This window comes from Enterobacter wuhouensis, from assembly GCF_035835995.1.
Classification (GTDB): domain Bacteria; phylum Pseudomonadota; class Gammaproteobacteria; order Enterobacterales; family Enterobacteriaceae; genus Enterobacter; species Enterobacter wuhouensis.
In genome coordinates this window covers 4,695,595-4,712,385 of record NZ_CP142124.1, presented here as the reverse complement: position 1 = coordinate 4,712,385, position 16,791 = coordinate 4,695,595, and the positions used below count along the sequence as shown (strand labels likewise).

At 56.8% G+C, this 16,791-nt stretch carries 17 protein-coding genes; 9 read left to right on the top strand and 8 right to left on the bottom strand.

The genetic code is table 11. The features are described from left to right. Positions 1–193: 193 nt before the first annotated feature. Together sodA and yiiM are read left to right on the top strand one after the other, a co-directional pair. Positions 194–814, top strand: a complete 621-nt coding sequence (gene sodA, locus VPX56_RS22470) for a superoxide dismutase [Mn] (protein ID WP_010436906.1) — start codon at positions 194–196, stop codon at positions 812–814. A 76-nt stretch (positions 815–890) separates the two neighbouring features. Next, on the top strand, positions 891–1,565 hold the full coding sequence (yiiM, locus tag VPX56_RS22465) for a 6-hydroxyaminopurine reductase (protein ID WP_326469009.1): 675 nt from the start codon (positions 891–893) through the stop codon (positions 1,563–1,565). A 98-nt stretch (positions 1,566–1,663) separates the two neighbouring features. Here the strand turns inward: yiiM and cpxA are convergent, their stop codons facing one another. Then, positions 1,664–3,037, bottom strand: coding sequence for an envelope stress sensor histidine kinase CpxA (gene cpxA / locus VPX56_RS22460; protein ID WP_263610996.1), 1,374 nt, complete (start codon positions 3,035–3,037; stop codon positions 1,664–1,666). After that, the gene (cpxR, locus tag VPX56_RS22455; protein ID WP_003862004.1) at positions 3,034–3,732 is read right to left on the bottom strand and encodes an envelope stress response regulator transcription factor CpxR; all 699 of its coding nucleotides are present in this window, start codon (positions 3,730–3,732) and stop codon (positions 3,034–3,036) included. Before cpxR ends, cpxA begins: the two co-directional genes overlap by 4 nt. A gap of 150 nt (positions 3,733–3,882) precedes the next feature. Here cpxR and cpxP point away from each other — a divergent pair, with 150 nt between their 5' ends. The 6 genes from cpxP to VPX56_RS22425 all read left to right on the top strand — a co-directional run bounded on the left by cpxP (position 3,883) and on the right by VPX56_RS22425 (position 10,032). Next, a complete protein-coding gene (gene cpxP, locus VPX56_RS22450; RefSeq protein WP_326469005.1) occupies positions 3,883–4,389 on the top strand; it encodes a cell-envelope stress modulator CpxP in 507 nt (168 codons plus the stop codon). A 153-nt stretch (positions 4,390–4,542) separates the two neighbouring features. Beyond that, a complete protein-coding gene (gene fieF / locus VPX56_RS22445; RefSeq protein ID WP_131635616.1) occupies positions 4,543–5,436 on the top strand; it encodes a CDF family cation-efflux transporter FieF in 894 nt (297 codons plus the stop codon). Positions 5,437–5,610: 174 nt separating this feature from the next. Further along, positions 5,611–6,573 carry a 6-phosphofructokinase gene (pfkA, locus tag VPX56_RS22440; protein ID WP_131635617.1) on the top strand — a complete coding sequence of 321 codons (963 nt, stop codon included), beginning with the start codon at positions 5,611–5,613 and terminating at the stop codon, positions 6,571–6,573. A gap of 236 nt (positions 6,574–6,809) precedes the next feature. Continuing rightward, on the top strand, positions 6,810–7,799 hold the full coding sequence (locus VPX56_RS22435; protein WP_131635618.1) for a sulfate ABC transporter substrate-binding protein: 990 nt from the start codon (positions 6,810–6,812) through the stop codon (positions 7,797–7,799). Between the two features lie 111 nt (positions 7,800–7,910). Next, positions 7,911–8,654 (top strand): CDP-diacylglycerol diphosphatase, encoded by a 744-nt coding sequence (locus tag VPX56_RS22430; protein WP_326469001.1) that lies wholly within the window; start codon positions 7,911–7,913, stop codon positions 8,652–8,654. A 73-nt stretch (positions 8,655–8,727) separates the two neighbouring features. After that, positions 8,728–10,032, top strand: coding sequence for an SLC13 family permease (locus tag VPX56_RS22425; RefSeq protein ID WP_326468999.1), 1,305 nt, complete (start codon positions 8,728–8,730; stop codon positions 10,030–10,032). 81 nt (positions 10,033–10,113) lie between these two features. Here VPX56_RS22425 and tpiA read toward each other — a convergent pair whose 3' ends face one another. Continuing rightward, positions 10,114–10,881, bottom strand: a complete 768-nt coding sequence (gene tpiA, locus VPX56_RS22420; RefSeq protein ID WP_119938128.1) for a triose-phosphate isomerase — start codon at positions 10,879–10,881, stop codon at positions 10,114–10,116. A 111-nt stretch (positions 10,882–10,992) separates the two neighbouring features. Next, the gene (locus tag VPX56_RS22415; protein ID WP_407655156.1) at positions 10,993–11,550 is read right to left on the bottom strand and encodes a DUF1454 family protein; all 558 of its coding nucleotides are present in this window, start codon (positions 11,548–11,550) and stop codon (positions 10,993–10,995) included. 151 nt (positions 11,551–11,701) lie between these two features. Here VPX56_RS22415 and VPX56_RS22410 point away from each other — a divergent pair, with 151 nt between their 5' ends. Continuing rightward, positions 11,702–12,121: a DUF805 domain-containing protein gene (locus tag VPX56_RS22410; RefSeq protein ID WP_326468995.1), complete on the top strand. Its 420-nt coding sequence runs from the start codon at positions 11,702–11,704 to the stop codon at positions 12,119–12,121. Here VPX56_RS22410 and fpr read toward each other — a convergent pair whose 3' ends face one another. From fpr to VPX56_RS22390, 4 genes are all read right to left on the bottom strand, one after another. Beyond that, complete coding sequence (gene fpr, locus VPX56_RS22405) at positions 12,122–12,868, bottom strand: ferredoxin--NADP(+) reductase (protein ID WP_131635623.1); 747 nt, start codon at positions 12,866–12,868, stop codon at positions 12,122–12,124. It abuts the gene before it with no gap. Between the two features lie 96 nt (positions 12,869–12,964). Continuing rightward, positions 12,965–13,975 (bottom strand): class II fructose-bisphosphatase, encoded by a 1,011-nt coding sequence (gene glpX / locus VPX56_RS22400; RefSeq protein WP_326468993.1) that lies wholly within the window; start codon positions 13,973–13,975, stop codon positions 12,965–12,967. A 154-nt stretch (positions 13,976–14,129) separates the two neighbouring features. Beyond that, positions 14,130–15,638, bottom strand: a complete 1,509-nt coding sequence (gene glpK / locus VPX56_RS22395) for a glycerol kinase GlpK (RefSeq protein WP_131635625.1) — start codon at positions 15,636–15,638, stop codon at positions 14,130–14,132. Positions 15,639–15,659: 21 nt separating this feature from the next. Next, positions 15,660–16,505, bottom strand: a complete 846-nt coding sequence (locus VPX56_RS22390) for an MIP/aquaporin family protein (protein ID WP_131635626.1) — start codon at positions 16,503–16,505, stop codon at positions 15,660–15,662. Positions 16,506–16,791: the final 286 nt, after the last annotated feature.

Here is a 16,791-nt window from a genome sequence, read left to right as displayed (position 1 = left end):
CTTTTGTTCTGGATGGCAATCAGCACGTTAACCGCGTGAGCAGACTCACAATTCCGCTATTAATCGAAAAATGAATAACCTTATAAAAACTACGGCATTGATAATCATTTTCAATATCATTTAATTAACTATAATGAACCAACTGCTTACGCGGCATTAACAGCTGTGCCGCCCGACAATAATGGAGAGGATTATGAGTTATACACTGCCATCCCTGCCGTATGCCTACGACGCACTGGAACCGCATTTCGACAAGCAGACGATGGAAATCCATCACACTAAACACCACCAGACCTATGTGAACAACGCGAACGCCGCGCTGGAAAGCCTGCCAGAGTTCGCGAACCTGTCTGCTGAAGAGCTGATTACCAAACTGGACCAGCTGCCAGCTGACAAGAAAACCGTGCTGCGTAACAACGCGGGCGGTCACGCTAACCACAGCCTGTTCTGGAAAGGCCTGAAAACCGGTACCACCCTGCAGGGCGACCTGAAAGCGGCTATCGAGCGCGACTTCGGTTCCGTAGACAACTTCAAAGCGGAATTCGAAAAAGCCGCTGCAACCCGTTTCGGCTCTGGCTGGGCGTGGCTGGTGCTGAAAGGCGACAAGCTGGCAGTAGTGTCTACCGCTAACCAGGACTCCCCGCTGATGGGTGAAGCAATCTCTGGCGCATCCGGCTTCCCAATCGTGGGTCTGGACGTGTGGGAACACGCTTACTACCTGAAATTCCAGAACCGTCGCCCGGACTACATCAAAGCCTTCTGGGACGTGGTGAACTGGGACGAAGCAGCAGCGCGTTTCGCCGCTAAAAAATAAGGTTGCATTGACGCCTGTGAGAAGCGAGTCTGATGACTCGCTTTTTTTATACCCACAATCTGCGTAAGGAGCCGCGATGAGCTATCCCGTTAATGTATTCTCCGGAAAAATAAGGGATTACGATGGTAGTCGCCCGAGCGCTATTGCCAAACTGCAGGTTGACGGCGAACTCACCCTCACCGAGCTGGGGCTGGCGGGGGATGAGCAGGCGGAGAAGAAAATCCACGGCGGGCCCGAGCGCGCGCTGTGCCACTATCCGCGCGAGCACTACCCGTACTGGAAAGCCGAATTCCCCGAACAGGCGGATCTGTTTGTTGCGCCCGCGTTCGGCGAGAACCTCTCAACCGAAGGGCTGACCGAGCAAAACGTCTTTATCGGTGATATTTACCGCTGGGGCGATGCCCTGATTCAGGTGACGCAGCCGCGCTCGCCGTGCTTTAAGCTCAACTACCATTTTGGCATCAGCGATATGTCCGAGCAGCTGCAAATTGCGGGTAAGACCGGCTGGCTGTACCGCGTGGTGCTGGCTGGGCAGGTTTCTGCGGACGCGCCGCTTGAGCTGGCGTCGCGCCTGAGCGATGTTTCGGTGTATGACGCCTGCGCCATTGCCTGGCATATGCCGTTTGACGACGAGCAGTATCACCGCCTGCTGTCGGCGGCGGGGTTATCAACCAGCTGGACCAGAACGATGCAGAAGCGGCGCGTAAGCGGCAAGATTGAGGATAATTCGCGGAGATTGTGGGGTAAATAAGGCGACGCTTTACCCCTCACCCTAACCCTCTCCCCAAAGGGGAGAGGGGACTTGAACACCCTCGCCCCTTTGGGGAGAGGGCCGGGGTGAGGGGAAAACTACGAACGCTTATACAACGGTAGCCACAGCGTTAACCGCAGCCCGCCCAGCGGGCTGTCGTCGGCTTTTACCCAGCCGCGGTGCTGCTGCATGGCGGTTTCAACAATCGCCAGCCCCAGCCCCGTGCCGCCAGATTCGCGGTCGCGCGCTTCGTCGGTACGGTAGAACGGACGAAAAATCTGCTCGCGGTCTTCCGGGCTGACGCCAGGACCGTCGTCATCGACAATGACGGTAATCCCGTCTTTATCCACCGAGAACGCCACCTCAATCTTCGTGTGCGAGTAGCGCAGGGCGTTACGCACGATGTTCTCCAGCGCGCTTTCCAGCGTGTTGGGGTTACCGTACAGCGGCCACGGGCCCGGCGGGAAGTTGACGGTAAAGGATTTACCCATTTGCTCCGCTTCGAACGCCGCGTTGTCCAGCACCTCGTGCCACAGGTGATTGGCTTTCACCGTTTCGCTCACCAGCGCGTTTTTCTGCTGGTTACGCGACATCACCAGCAGATCGTTAATCATGCTGTCCAGGCGGTGGGCTTCCGTCTCAATACGCTCCAGCTCTTTGCTCTCACCGCTGCGGCGGCGCAGCAGGGCGGTGCCGAGCTGTAAGCGCGTGAGCGGGGTACGCAGCTCGTGCGAGATATCCGACAGCAGGCGCTGCTGGGCGGTCATCATGCGATCCAGCGCCGTTACCATCTGGTTAAAGCTGGTGCCGGCAGCAAGGAACTCCTGCGGGCCGGCTTCCAGTTCGGGATGCTGCCGCAGGTTACCCTGCGCCACTTCATCCGCGGCGTTTTTCAACTTACGCGCCGGTTTTGCCAGGCTCCATGCCAGCCATAGCAGCAGCGGTGAACTGACCAGCATCGTAACGATCAGGAGCAGGAGCGGGCGGTCAAACAGCAGGTTGATAAAGTCGGACTGGGAATTGCTCGCCGGGCGGATCAGGTAGAGCTGGTAGTTATCTTCCCCATCCCTGACGGAGAAAGGGCCCACCATCTCAACGCGACCGTATTTTTTCTTCTGTGGGTGATCGGCGTTATCCGCCTGGCCAATGAAGTTACGGATAATCTGCATTTCATTGCGATCGGCCCCAATGACGCGGCCTTCGCTGGTCACCAGCAGCAGGCGTTGTCCGGGTGGCGCCCACTTATCGATGGCGCGAAACAGCCTGCGCCACCACATCAAATCGTTTGGCGGATCGTTTGCCAGCTCGGCTTCGACGTGCTGCTCGATCATCACGCCTTGACGTTGCTCGCTGTCGAGAAGCTCCGTCATCTGGCGTGAGTCGAGTTTTGGCAGCATCAACACGAGCATTAAAACCAGCGCCAGCGTCAGCCAGAAGATGGCAAAAATGCGGGCGGTTAAGCTTCCTATCATGAAGCGGAAACCATCAGATAGCCGCGTCCACGCAGGGTTTTAAACCATGGGTGACCGTCTTTACGTTCCGGCAGCTTGCGGCGCAGGTTAGAGATGTGCATGTCGATAGCGCGGTCGAACGGCGTGAGGCGTTTGCCCAGCACTTCCTGGCTCAAGTGTTCACGCGATACTACCTGGCCGAGATGCTGCGCCAGCAGGTAAAGCAGGGTGAACTCGGTGCCGGTCAATTCCAGAGTTTCACCGTCGAAGCTCGCTTCCTGACGGCCCGGGTTGAGGCTCAGAGAGTCCACTTCCAGCGTCGGTGAGCTGTTGTCGGTATTCTGCTGCTGCTCGCTCCAGTGGGAACGACGCAGGATCGCGCGAATACGGGCCACCAGTTCACGGTCGTTGAACGGTTTAGGTAAGTAGTCATCCGCGCCCAGCTCAAGGCCGAGTACGCGGTCAAGTTCGCTGCCGCGCGCGGTCAGCATGATAACGGGGGTCTGGTGCGTCTGGCGAAGCTCTTTCAACGTATCAATACCGTTTTTCTTCGGCATCATCACGTCGAGCAAAAGTAAATCGATGCTGTCGTCAAGGAGACTCAGCGCCTGCTCGCCATCGTGGGCAACCAGGACGTTGAAACCTTCCATGTCGAGCAACTCCTTTAAAAGGGATGTGAGCTCTCGGTCATCATCAACTAACAGGATTTTATTCATTGTTTAAATACCTCCGAGGCAGAAATTACGACATCAAGGCTATCTAATCCATGACTTTACGTTGTTTTACACCCCCTGACGCATGTTTGCAGCCTGAATCGTAGACTGTCTCTCGTTGAATCGCGACACGAAAGATTTTGGGAGCAAGTGATGCGCAAAGTTACCGCTGCCGTCATGGCCTCAACGCTGGCGTTCAGTGCGTTTAGCCAGGCTGCTGTAGCTATCATCGGCAATAACGGTTCCTCGCAAGAGGGCGCACCGCAGCATAGCAGCCAAAGCCATATGTTTGACGGCATAAGTTTAACCGAACATCAGCGTCAACAGATGCGAGATCTGATGCAGAGGGCAAGACACGACCAGCCCCCTGTTAATGTTAGCGAAATGGAGACAATGCATCGCCTTGTCACCGCAGAAAATTTTGACGAAAGCGCTGTACGCGCTCAGGCAGAAAAAATGGCAGAGGAACAGGTTGCCCGCCAGGTAGAGATGGCGAAGGTCCGCAACCAGATGTTCCACCTGCTAACGCCCGAGCAGCAGGCGGTTTTGAACGACAAACATCAGCAACAAATGGACCAGTTGCGTGAGGTTGCACGGATGCAGCGAAGCTCAGAAACGACGCTTTTCAGTAGCAATAGCAGTACCCGTAGTAACCAGTAAACCCTGTTTTCCTTGCCATAGACACCATCCCTGTCTTCCCCCACATGATGTGGGGGTTTTTTTTGCCCTTCATTCAATATTGTTAACCGTTTATTCATCCTTTGACTCCTCAACCATCCGTTATACTAGCGGCAGGGCATGACAGGAGTGTTTATGAATCAATCCTATGGACGGCTGGTTAGCCGGGCCGCAATCGCCGCGACGGTAATGGCGTCGTGTTTGCTGATCATTAAAATTTTTGCGTGGTGGTACACCGGCTCGGTCAGTATTCTGGCGGCGCTGGTGGACTCGCTGGTGGATATTGCCGCCTCGCTGACCAACCTGCTGGTGGTGCGCTATTCCCTGCAACCGGCGGATGACGAACATACCTTTGGCCATGGAAAGGCGGAATCGCTGGCCGCGCTGGCGCAAAGCATGTTTATTTCTGGCTCCGCGCTGTTCCTCTTTTTGACCGGCATCCAGCATTTAGCATCGCCGTCACCGATGAACGATCCCGGTGTAGGCGTGGCGGTTACGGTAGTTGCACTTATAAGCACACTTGTTCTTGTAACGTTCCAGCGCTGGGTGGTTCGCAAAACGCAAAGCCAGGCGGTACGGGCAGATATGCTTCATTATCAGTCTGATGTTATGATGAATGGGGCAATTCTTATTGCGCTCGGTCTGGCCTGGTATGGCTGGCATCGGGCGGATGCGTTGTTTGCGTTAGGAATAGGGGTCTATATCTTATATAGCGCCCTGCGGATGGGTTACGACGCGGTGCAGTCGCTTCTCGATCGCGCGCTTCCCGATGCAGAACGCAATGAAATTTTTGCTATCGTGACTCACTGGCCCGGCGTCAGCGGCGCTCACGATCTTCGTACGCGGCAGTCAGGGCCGACCCGCTTTATTCAGATTCACATAGAAATGGAAGACAACCTGCCGCTGGTACAGGCTCACGTTATCGCTGAGCAGGTCGAGCAGGCGATTTTGCAGCGTTTCCCGGGTTCAGACGTCATTATTCACCAGGATCCCTGCTCGGTGGTGCCCGGTCATGTTGAGCTTTCGTAATTCGTTGTAAAAAAGTGAGCAAGGCCAGCATTTTGTGGATAAATTACCGCCATATGGCCTGACCTGAATCAATTCAGCTGGAAGTGATTGATATACTATTTGCAGTATTCGACGGTTGAAGAGTTTCTTCCGGCAGCAGATTTCAATTTTGCATTCCTAAGTTCAGAGGTAGTCATGATTAAGAAAATCGGTGTGTTGACAAGCGGCGGTGATGCGCCGGGCATGAACGCGGCAATTCGTGGTGTTGTCCGTGCAGCGCTGACGGAAGGTCTGGAAGTGTTTGGCGTTTATGACGGTTACCTGGGCCTGTACGAAGACCGCATGGTTCAACTGGACCGCTACAGCGTGTCCGACATGATCAACCGTGGCGGTACCTTCCTGGGGTCTGCGCGCTTCCCGGAATTCCGTGATGAACACGTTCGTGAAGTGGCTATCGAAAACATGAAGAAACGCGGCCTGGACGCACTGGTTGTTATCGGTGGTGACGGCTCCTATATGGGTGCAAAACGCCTGACCGAGATGGGCTTCCCGTGCATCGGCCTGCCGGGCACGATCGACAACGACATCAAAGGGACTGACTACACCATCGGCTTCTTTACCGCACTGGGTACCGTTGTTGAAGCGATTGACCGTCTGCGCGACACCTCTTCTTCCCACCAGCGTATCTCCATCGTAGAAGTGATGGGCCGCTACTGTGGCGACCTGACCCTGGCCGCGGCCATTGCGGGCGGCTGCGAGTTCATCGTGGTGCCGGAAGTGGAATTTAGCCGTGAAGACCTGGTGAATGAAATCAAAGCCGGTATCGCGAAAGGTAAAAAACACGCTATCGTCGCCATCACCGAGCACATCTGCGACGTTGACGAGCTGGCGAAGTACATCGAAACCGAAACCAAACGCGAAACCCGCGCGACCGTACTGGGCCACATCCAGCGCGGCGGTTCCCCGGGTCCATACGACCGTATCCTGGCGTCCCGTATGGGCGCGTACGCGATCGACCTGCTGCTGCAGGGCCATGGCGGCCGCTGCGTGGGTATTCAGAACGAAAAACTGGTTCACCATGACATCATCGACGCTATCGAAAACATGAAGCGTCCGTTCAAGGGTGACTGGCTGGACTGCGCGAAAAAACTGTACTGATCGGCGTTTGTTTTGTGCCGGGTGGCGGCAAGGTAAATGCAAAACGGTAACCCTTGGGTTACCGTTTTTTATGGTTGCACCCTCTCCCGTGGGAGAGGGTTGGGGTGAGGGCATCAGGCCGCTTATCCACTCCTTTTATTCCACTACGTTATAGCCAATCTTTTTTTATTCTTTAATCATTGATTACCTTTCTGGCACGCTGCATTCATCAAAACACTACATAAGAGAGCTGGGCGATGAATAAATGGGGCGTGGGTTTAACATTATTGCTGGCATCGACCAGCGTTCTGGCTAAGGACATCCAGTTGCTGAACGTGTCGTACGACCCGACGCGTGAGCTGTACGATCAATACAACAAAGCCTTTGCGGCGCACTACAAGCAGGAAACCGGCGATAACGTGGTGATCCGCCAGTCTCACGGCGGCTCGGGCAAGCAGGCCACGTCCGTGATTAACGGCATTGAAGCCGACGTGGTGACCCTGGCGCTGGCCTACGACGTGGACGCCATTGCGGAACGCGGCCGTATCGATAAAAACTGGATTAAGCGCCTGCCGGACAACTCTGCGCCATACACCTCGACCATCGTCTTCCTGGTGCGTAAAGGCAACCCGAAACAGATTAAAGACTGGAACGACCTGATCAAACCGGGCGTTTCGGTGATCACCCCGAACCCGAAAAGCTCCGGCGGCGCGCGCTGGAACTACCTGGCGGCGTGGGGCTACGCCCTGCATCATAACAACGGTGACCAGGCGAAAGCCCAGGAGTTCGTCAAGTCCCTGTTTAAAAACGTCGAAGTGCTGGATTCCGGCGCGCGCGGCGCAACCAACACCTTCGTCGAGCGCGGCATCGGCGACGTGCTGATTGCGTGGGAAAACGAAGCCCTGCTGGCGACCAACGAGCTGGGTAAAGACAAGTTTGAGATCGTCACCCCGAGCGAATCTATCCTCGCCGAGCCGACCGTTTCCGTGGTCGACAAAGTGGTTGAGAAGAAAGACACCAAGGCGGTGGCGGAAGCCTATCTGAAGTATCTCTACTCCCCGGAAGGGCAAGAAATCGCGGCGAAGAACTTCTACCGACCGCGCGATCCGGCGGTAGCGAAGAAATATGACGGTGAATTCCCGAAACTGAAGCTCTTCACCATTGACGACGAGTTCGGCGGCTGGACGAAAGCGCAGAAAGATCACTTCTCTAACGGCGGCACCTTCGACCAGATCAGCAAGCGCTAAGCGTTTCTTACAGAACGACACGGTGACCCGGCGTGAGAAATCCGCCGGGTTTTTTATTTGGTCATCATTTTGCGTTACTCTTTCGCCTCTATCGAAAACAGGGAACGCGTTGTGAAAAAAATTATCATATTGGTCCTGATTGTCATCGCCCTCGCCGGCGGCGGCGTGTACTGGATGAAAGCGGGTAATCCGAATGCGTTGCGTCATATCGTTCTCGACCAGTGCGTGCCGAATCAGATCCAACACCGTAATCCCGCGCCGTGTGCGCAGGTGAAGACGGATGCCGGCTACGTGGTATTCAAAGACCGCAACGGACCGCTGCAGTATTTGCTGATGCCCACGTACCGCATCAACGGCACCGAAAGCCCGCTCCTGACCGAACCCGCTACGCCAAACTTCTTCTGGCTGGCCTGGCAGTCGCGCAACTTTATGAGCATGAAGCGCGGGGCAGAGGTGCCTGATAGCGCCATTTCGTTAACCATTAATTCGCCAACCGGACGCACGCAAAACCATTTCCATATTCATATCTCCTGCCTGCGCCCGGACGTGCGTGAGAAGCTCAATGCCGCACAGGGGCAAATCAGCACCCAGTGGCTGCCGTTCCCCGGCGGGCTGGAAGGGCATGAATACCTTGCCCGTCGCGTGACGGAGAACGAGCTGGTGCAGCGCAGCCCGTTTATGATGCTGGCGGAGGAGCTGCCGGAAGCGCGTGACCATATGGGGCGCTTCGCGCTGGCGATGGCGCAGCAGTCGGACGGATCGTTTGTTCTGCTGGCGACCGAGCGTAATCTGCTGACGCTCAACCGCGCATCGGCTGAGGAACTGCAGGATCATCAATGCGATATCCTGAATTGACCCCACCATAAATAGCGTTTACTCATCCTGCCTGTCGCCGTAGACTTGCTGAAAAATTCTACAGGAGACAGGTATGTCGCTCTGGTTAACGCATCCTCTGCTGCTTCCCTCGCTGATCGTCGGCGTCACCATCGTGCTGTGGGCGACGTCGCTGCTGCCGGAATTTCTCACCGCGCTGCTGTTCTTCACGGCGGCAATGACCGCCAGAATCGCCCCGCCGGAGGTGATTTTTGGCGGTTTTGCCTCGTCGGCCTTCTGGCTGGTGTTCAGCGGCTTTGTGCTCGGCGTGGCGATCCGCAAAACCGGGCTGGCCGACAGGGCCGCGCGGGCACTATCCGCGAAGCTCACCGACTCCTGGTTATTAATGGTCTCCAGCGTGGTGCTGCTGAGCTACGCCCTGGCGTTTGTGATGCCGTCGAACATGGGCCGCATTGCGCTGCTGATGCCGATTGTCGCGGCGATGGCAAAGCGCGCCAGCATTCCCGACGGCTCGCGCGCCTGGTTTGGCCTGGCGCTGGCCGTCGGGTTCGGCACCTTCCAGCTCTCGGCCACCATCCTGCCCGCTAACGTCCCGAATCTGGTCATGAGCGGCGCGGCGGAAGGCTCGTACGGTATTCACCTGAACTATGTGCCGTACCTGCTGCTGCACACGCCGGTGCTGGGTATCCTCAAAGGCATGATCCTGATAGGCCTGATCTGCTGGCTATTTCCCGGCAGCCCGAAACCGGCGAAGGATGTGGCACCGTCTGGACCGATGGGAAGGGATGAAAAACGCCTCGCCTGGCTGCTGGCGGTGGTGCTGGTGATGTGGGTGACGGAGAGCTGGCACGGTGTAGGACCGGCCTGGACGGGGCTGGCGGCGTCGGTCGTTGTGCTGCTGCCGCGCGTTGGCTTTATCACCGGAGAAGAGTTCTCGACGGGCGTGAATATGCGCACCTGTATTTACGTCGCCGGTATTCTGGGGCTAGCGATTACCGTAACGCAAACCGGGATCGGTACGGCGGTGGGTGAGGCGCTGCTGCAGGTCGTGCCGCTGGATGCGGAGAGGCCGTTCACCAGCTTCCTGGCGCTGACGGGGATCACCACGGCGCTCAATTTCATCATGACCGCGAACGGCGTTCCTGCACTCTATACCACGCTGGCGCAGAGCTTTTCGGACGCCACCGGTTTCCCGCTGCTTTCGGTGATCATGATTCAGGTGCTGGGTTATTCCACGCCTCTGCTGCCGTATCAGGCGTCGCCGATTGTGGTAGCGATGGGCTTAGGAAAGGTGCCTGCAAGGGCGGGGATGATGCTTTGTCTCGCGCTGGCCATTGCAACGTATCTTGTGCTACTGCCGCTGGATTATCTGTGGTTTAACCTACTGGGACAGCTGTAAAAAAGCCCGGTGGCGCTGACGCTTACCGGGCCTACAGAACCGTAGGGCGGGTTAGCGAAGCGCCACCCGCCACAGAGGCAATTACGCCTGCTTAGCCGCTTCTGCTGCTTTAACGATCACCGCGAAAGCGTCAGCTTTCAGGGATGCACCGCCAACCAGCGCGCCGTCGATGTCCGGCTGGGTGAACAGCTCAGCAGCGTTCGCTGCGTTTACGGAACCGCCGTACTGGATGATCACTTGCTCAGCCACTTTCGCGTCGGCTTTAGCAATGTGGTCACGGATGAATTTGTGAACCGCCTGAGCCTGTGCAGGGGTTGCAGATTTGCCGGTACCGATCGCCCAGACTGGCTCATAAGCGATAACTGCGCCTTCGAACGCCGCTGCGCCCTGAGTTTTCAGCACGGCGTCGATCTGACGTGCGCACACTTCTTCGGTTTTGCCCGCTTCGTTTTCTGCTTCGGTTTCACCGATGCACAGAACCGGAGTCAGGCCCTGCTCTTTCAGCACGGCAAATTTCTTCGCGATGAACTCGTCGGATTCTTTGTGGTAGGTACGACGCTCGGAGTGGCCGATGATGATGTATTTCGCGCCGATATCTTTCAGCATTTCAGCGGAGGTTTCACCGGTGAACGCGCCAGACAGGTTAACGTCAACGTTCTGCGCGCCCAGCACGATGTGGCTGCCGTCAGCGGCACGTTTAGCCAGATCCAGGTACATATCAGGCGGAGCAATAGAAACCGCACAGCCCGTCACGCCAGCCAGCTCTTTGCGCAGGTTCGCAACCAGTTCGTTTACCATGTGGCGGCTGCCGTTCAGTTTCCAGTTACCCATCACTAAAGGATGTCGCATTTCAATTCTCCACGCTAAATAAGCGAATTAAGGAATATGGCCACCCTCACGGGCAGCATGGTCTGTGAATCAGTATAGAGATTTTCCCTCGAAAGGCTTTGCTTTTTGTCATTAATTCGCCCCTCCGAGTGCGTCTGATAGTGCCAGCTTAATCGGTTCAACAGCGAAGGTCAGTCCTTTTTCGCCGTTATCTGCCACAACATAGCGAATAGCGCCCTCTGTCTCGGCGTAGTAGCGCTTGTTTTTCCCGGCGGTCAGCAATTTTTGCAGCTTTTGCTGGCTTTGGGCTTTGGTGAGCGCGGGCGTGAAGGCGCGTAAAACGGCGCTCATGTATTCCTGCGCCTTCGCTTTAGCGGCTTTCTGCTCCGGCCCCTGAATAGGGAGCCAGGTGAGCTGCATGCTTTTGATTTTTAGCGTGCCGCGCTCCAGCGCCGTCGACGCGTATAAATTCTCGTTTATCTTACTGGCTGCGCGGGTCAGCGTCGGCGTATCGCGTGCGCTATCAATGGCGCGAAATTCATCCAGTGGCAGCGTCGGGTTGTCTTTATTAAAGGCTTCACGGAACTGGCTGATGGAGAGATCGAACGACGGGGCGCCCGCCAGCAGATACGGCGCGGTAGCCGGGGCGGTGGTTTCGGCGGCGTGCAGGGAAACGCTGGCGCTGAGCATCGCTAAACAGAGGAAAAGAGAGTGTGCCGAAAATTTCATCAATGTTGTCCCTGGCCGTAACTGCTCATGATTAAAACGATATCTGCTCGGCTTGTCAAAAGGTCACAACTCCAGGGTAAAATGCGGGCTAAACGATAATAAGGAACCTTACATGACCATACAGCAGTGGCTGTTTTCATTCAAAGGGCGTATCGGACGCCGTGATTTCTGGGTCTGGATGGTGACGTGGATCGTCGCCATGCTGCTTCTGTTTTTTGTGGCCTACAACGCGTGGTTGAGCACGCAAACGGCGGCCTTCGCGCTGGTCTGCCTGCTGTGGCCAACCGCCGCAGTGGTGGTAAAACGCCTGCACGATCGCGGACGCTCCGGCGCGTGGGCATTTTTGATTATTCTGGCGTGGATGCTGGTGGCGGGAAACTGGTCGATGCTGCCGTCCATCCTGCCGTGGGTGGTTGGCCTGCTGCTGCCAACGATCATCTTCGTGATGATAGTTATCGATCTGGGCGCGTTTATCGGCACCCAGAGCGAAAATAAATACGGTAAAGACACCCTTGAGGTGAAGTACCGCTGATCACCAGTAGTGTTCAGCCGTCATATGGCCCGGTCGGCGGCGAAGATGCTTCGTCATCTGCCGGGTATCCTTAAGCAGTTGCTGCGTGTCGCGCACCATCTGCGGGTTGCCGCACAGCATGACGTGGCTGGTCTCGGTGTTCATCGGCAGGCCAACCGCCGCTTCCAGAGCCCCACTTTCAATCAGCGCCGGTACGCGCCCCGTCAGTGAACCCGCCGCCGTTTCGCGGCTGACCACGGTCTGAATTTTCAGCTTCCCGCCGTACTGCTGCTCAAGCTCCTGCATCTGCGGAAGATAGCTTAGATCTGCGGCGTAGCGCGCGGCGTGAACCAGCACGATGTTTTTGAATCGCTCAAGGTCTTTGCCGTACTGCAGAATAGAGAGATAAGGGCCGATGGCCGTACCGGTCGCCAGCATCCAGAGGGTGTCGCAGTCCGGGATTTCGTCCAGCACGAAGAAACCTGCCGCTTCGCTCACAATCTGCACATCGTCGCCCGGCTTTAGCGCCGCGAGGCGCGGGCTGAGCTTGCCGTCCGGGACGGTGACAAGATAGAACTCGAGATCCGGGTTATCCGGCGCGTTGACGTATGAGTAAGCGCGCTGCACGCGTTCGCCGTCGACGTCCAGCCCCAGCTTCGCGAACTGTCCGGCTGTGAACGGGTGGACGGGAGCATGTAGGGTGAGACTAAATAGCGCATCGGTCCAGAACTGTACCTTTGTGACTTTACCTGTTACCCAGTCCGCCATGATCTTCTCCTGTGCTTTTTCTCTGTTCTATCTTCCGTATTTGTGGTGACGATTTCCAGCCCGCTCGGGCCGGAAAGCTCAATCGATCAAACGGTTTTACAGAATGTGCGTCTGCACGTCCGGGTCTTTGCGATCGAGATAGTGGATAGACTGGATGCGGCGAATGGTGCGTGATTTACCGCGGATCAGCAGCGTTTCGGTGGTCGCCATGTTGCCCTTGCGGGTGATGCCGTCCAGCAGATCGCCTTTGGTGATGCCCGTCGCGGAGAACACTACGTTATCGCTGCGGGCCATGTCGGTTAGTGCGAGGACTTTATTAGCCTCGATCCCCATCGCCGCACAGCGTGCCAGCTCGTTTTCACCGATGCGGCGGTTCTCTTCGCTGTCGCCCTTAACGTCGTGACGCGCCAGCAGGCGCGCCTGCATGTCGCCGTCCAGGGCGCGGATCACCGCCGCAGAGACCACGCCTTCCGGCGCGCCGCCGATGCCGTAAAGCACGTCCACCTCGCTGTCCGGCATACAGGTCAGAATCGAGGCGGCAACGTCACCGTCGGGGATAGCAAACACGCGCACGCCGAGTTTTTGCATCTGCGCGATGGTGGCGTCGTGGCGCGGTTTCGCCAGAATGGTGACGGTCAGCTCGCTGAGCGGTTTGCCCAGCGCGTTGGCGATGTTGTTGAGGTTCTCTTCCAGCGGCAGGCTGAGGTCGATTGCGCCTTTCGCGCCAGGGCCGACAATCAGCTTTTCCATGTACATATCCGGTGCGTTGAGGAAGCAGCCTTTATCGCCCACGGCGAGCACCGCTAAGGCATTGGCCTGGCCCATCGCCGTCATGCGCGTGCCTTCGATCGGGTCGACCGCGATATCCAAGGCATCGCCTTTGCCGGTACCGACTTTTTCACCGATATAGAGCATCGGTGCTTCGTCGATCTCGCCTTCGCCGATCACGATAGTGCCGTCGATATTGACCTGGTTAAGCACAATGCGCATGGCATGGACGGCTGCACCGTCGGCGGTATTTTTGTCGCCACGACCCAACCATTTATAGCCTGCGAGGGCGGCAGCTTCGGTGACGCGGGAAAACTCGATAGCAAGTTCACGTTTCATGAGGTACTCGTGCAATCAAAAGGAATTGCACGAAGTTTATCACAGAGTGGGTAAGGTGCGGTCTGTACTCCCCTCACCCTAACCCTCTCCCCAAAGGGGCGAGGGGACGTAAAACACCCTCTCCCCTTTGGGGAGAGGGCCGGGGGGAGGGGTATTACTCTTCGTGCTCTTCCCACGCCAGGGCGCGCTTCACCGCTTTCTTCCAGCCGCTGTAGCGGTAGTTGCGCTCGGTGGTTTCGATACCCGGGCGGAACTCGCGTTCGATGACCGCTTTTTCCTGCAGCTCGTCCAGGTTCTGCCAGAAGCCGACCGCCAGACCCGCCAGATATGCCGCACCCAGCGCCGTCACTTCACGCACTTCAGGGCGCTCAACGCGGGTGCCCAGAATGTCGGACTGGAACTGCATCAGGAAGTTGTTGGCTACCGCACCGCCGTCCACGCGCAGGGCGTGCAGACGAATACCGGAGTCAGCCTGCATCGCTTCCAGCACGTCGCGCGTCTGGTAGGCGATGGATTCCAGGGTGGCGCGAATGATGTGGTTAGAATTCACGCCGCGCGTCAGGCCGAAAATCGCGCCGCGGGCATACGGATCCCAGTACGGCGCGCCCAGACCGGTGAACGCAGGCACCACGTACACGCCGTTGGTGTCTTTCACTTTGGTCGCGAAGTACTCGGAGTCGAACGCATCGCCGATCAGCTTCATCTCGTCGCGCAGCCACTGAATGGACGCACCCGCCATGAACACCGCACCTTCCAGCGCATAGTTCACTTCGCCGCGCGGGCCGCAGGCGATGGTGGTCAGCAGGCCGTTTTCTGATTTCACCGCTTTCTCGCCGGTGTTCATCAGCATAAAGCAGCCGGTACCGTAGGTGTTCTTCGCCATCCCTTCCTTAACGCACAGCTGGCCGAACAGCGCCGCCTGCTGGTCACCGGCGATACCGGCGATAGGAATACGGGTGCCGCCCTTACCGCCGATGTTGGTCTGGCCGTACACTTCGGAAGACTTACGCACTTCAGGCAGCATCGCGCGCGGGATGTCCAGCGCGTCCAGCATCTTGTCATCCCACTCAAGGGTGTTGATGTTGAACAGCATGGTGCGCGAGGCGTTGGTGTAGTCGGTGACGTGCACGCGTCCCTGGGTCATCTTCCAGATAAGCCAGGTATCGACGGTACCGAACAGCAGCTCGCCGCGTCGTGCGCGCTCGCGTGAGCCTTCCACGTGGTCGAGGATCCACTTTACCTTGGTGCCGGAGAAATACGGGTCAATCACCAGGCCGGTGGCGCTGCGGATGTACTCTTCCATTCCGTCACGCTTCAGCTTTTCGCAGATTTCTGCGGTACGACGGCACTGCCAGACGATAGCGTTATAAATGGGCTTACCGGTTTCGCGCTCCCAGACTACGGTGGTTTCACGCTGGTTGGTGATACCGATGGCGGCAATTTCGTCGGAACTGATGTCGGCTTTCGCCAGCACTTCGACCAGCGTGGAGCTTTGCGACGCCCAGATCTCCATTGGATCGTGTTCTACCCAGCCTGGACGAGGATAAATTTGTTCGAATTCGCGCTGTGACACGCTGACGATGTTCGCGTCATGATCCATTACGACAGCGCGGGAGCTGGTGGTGCCCTGGTCGAGCGCAACGATATATTTTTTTTCGGTCATGGTATGTGTCCCGTAGTCAGATTACAGCGAAGCTTTTTGCTGTGCAGGAGAGGTCGTTTCTTTCTCTTCTTCCACACAGGTGTCGCACGGTAAGTGGCGACCAATTAATTTGCGATAGCCGAATGCACCCAGCGCCGCCCCTACGATTGGCCCAAACAGCGGGACCAGGAAGTAAGGAATGTCCTTGCCGCCGGTGAAGGCGACGTCGCCCCATCCTGCGAAGAAGGCGAAGGTTTTTGGCCCCAGGTCACGCGCCGGGTTCATCGCGAAGCCGGTCAGTGGACCCATTGATGCGCCGATAACCGCAATCAGCAGGCCAATCAGCAGCGGGGCCAGCGGGCCGCGCGGAATGCCGTTGCCGTCATCGCCCAGCGCCATGATGACGCCCATCAGAATAGCGGTAATCACCATTTCAACTGCGAACGCCTGCACAAAATTGATATGCGGGTTCGGATAGGTTGAGAAGATGCCTGCCAGATCCAGACTTTCGACACTGCCGCGCACCATATGATGCGTCTGTTCGAAGTCGATGAAAAGATTGTAATAAAGCCCGTAAACTAACGCCGCTGCGCAAAAGGCGCCGGCAAACTGAGAAATGATAAAAGGGACCACTTTGCGCCTGTCGAAGCACGCGAACAGCCACAGCGCGATGGTCACCGCCGGGTTAAGATGTGCACCGGAAACTCCGGCAGTCAGGTAGATGGCCATCGCCACGCCCAGACCCCAGATGATACTGATTTCCCACTGACCAAAACTGGCACCCGCCACTTTCAGTGCAGCGACACAGCCCACTCCGAAGAATATCAACAACCCGGTACCAAGGAACTCGGCAATGCACTGGCCTTTTAAGGTTGATGTCTGACTCATAATCGGAATCCTGAAGAGATGAATGTTTATTGTTAGCGCGGTCGCCCGTGACAACCACGATGTCCTGTAGACATAGTGTTAATTTATCGTTAACGAGCAAAAACGAGAAATATCGAAATCAAAATGTGTGGTCTGCGTCAATAAAATGAGCGTTTTCGCGCCATAAAGCGCGTTTTTGCATCAGTCGCGAACTGTGAGCTGAATCATTTCATTAACTAAAGAGTTAACAATTTAGGGGTATATGACGCGAACGCACCAGGACCAGACCTAAAAGTGTTGCAAACCG

Coding starts and splice junctions, on each gene's coding strand:
- cpxA (WP_263610996.1), bottom strand. CDS start 3,037: ATGATAGGAAGCTTAACCGCCCGCATTTTTGCCATCTTCTGGCTGACG.
- VPX56_RS22410 (WP_326468995.1), top strand. CDS start 11,702: ATGACCATACAGCAGTGGCTGTTTTCATTCAAAGGGCGTATCGGACGC.
- sodA (WP_010436906.1), top strand. CDS start 194: ATGAGTTATACACTGCCATCCCTGCCGTATGCCTACGACGCACTGGAA.
- VPX56_RS22425 (WP_326468999.1), top strand. CDS start 8,728: ATGTCGCTCTGGTTAACGCATCCTCTGCTGCTTCCCTCGCTGATCGTC.
- VPX56_RS22390 (WP_131635626.1), bottom strand. CDS start 16,505: ATGAGTCAGACATCAACCTTAAAAGGCCAGTGCATTGCCGAGTTCCTT.
- yiiM (WP_326469009.1), top strand. CDS start 891: ATGAGCTATCCCGTTAATGTATTCTCCGGAAAAATAAGGGATTACGAT.
- glpX (WP_326468993.1), bottom strand. CDS start 13,975: ATGAAACGTGAACTTGCTATCGAGTTTTCCCGCGTCACCGAAGCTGCC.
- glpK (WP_131635625.1), bottom strand. CDS start 15,638: ATGACCGAAAAAAAATATATCGTTGCGCTCGACCAGGGCACCACCAGC.
- cpxR (WP_003862004.1), bottom strand. CDS start 3,732: ATGAATAAAATCCTGTTAGTTGATGATGACCGAGAGCTCACATCCCTT.
- fpr (WP_131635623.1), bottom strand. CDS start 12,868: ATGGCGGACTGGGTAACAGGTAAAGTCACAAAGGTACAGTTCTGGACC.
- fieF (WP_131635616.1), top strand. CDS start 4,543: ATGAATCAATCCTATGGACGGCTGGTTAGCCGGGCCGCAATCGCCGCG.
- pfkA (WP_131635617.1), top strand. CDS start 5,611: ATGATTAAGAAAATCGGTGTGTTGACAAGCGGCGGTGATGCGCCGGGC.
- VPX56_RS22435 (WP_131635618.1), top strand. CDS start 6,810: ATGAATAAATGGGGCGTGGGTTTAACATTATTGCTGGCATCGACCAGC.
- cpxP (WP_326469005.1), top strand. CDS start 3,883: ATGCGCAAAGTTACCGCTGCCGTCATGGCCTCAACGCTGGCGTTCAGT.
- tpiA (WP_119938128.1), bottom strand. CDS start 10,881: ATGCGACATCCTTTAGTGATGGGTAACTGGAAACTGAACGGCAGCCGC.
- VPX56_RS22415 (WP_407655156.1), bottom strand. CDS start 11,550: ATGCTCAGCGCCAGCGTTTCCCTGCACGCCGCCGAAACCACCGCCCCG.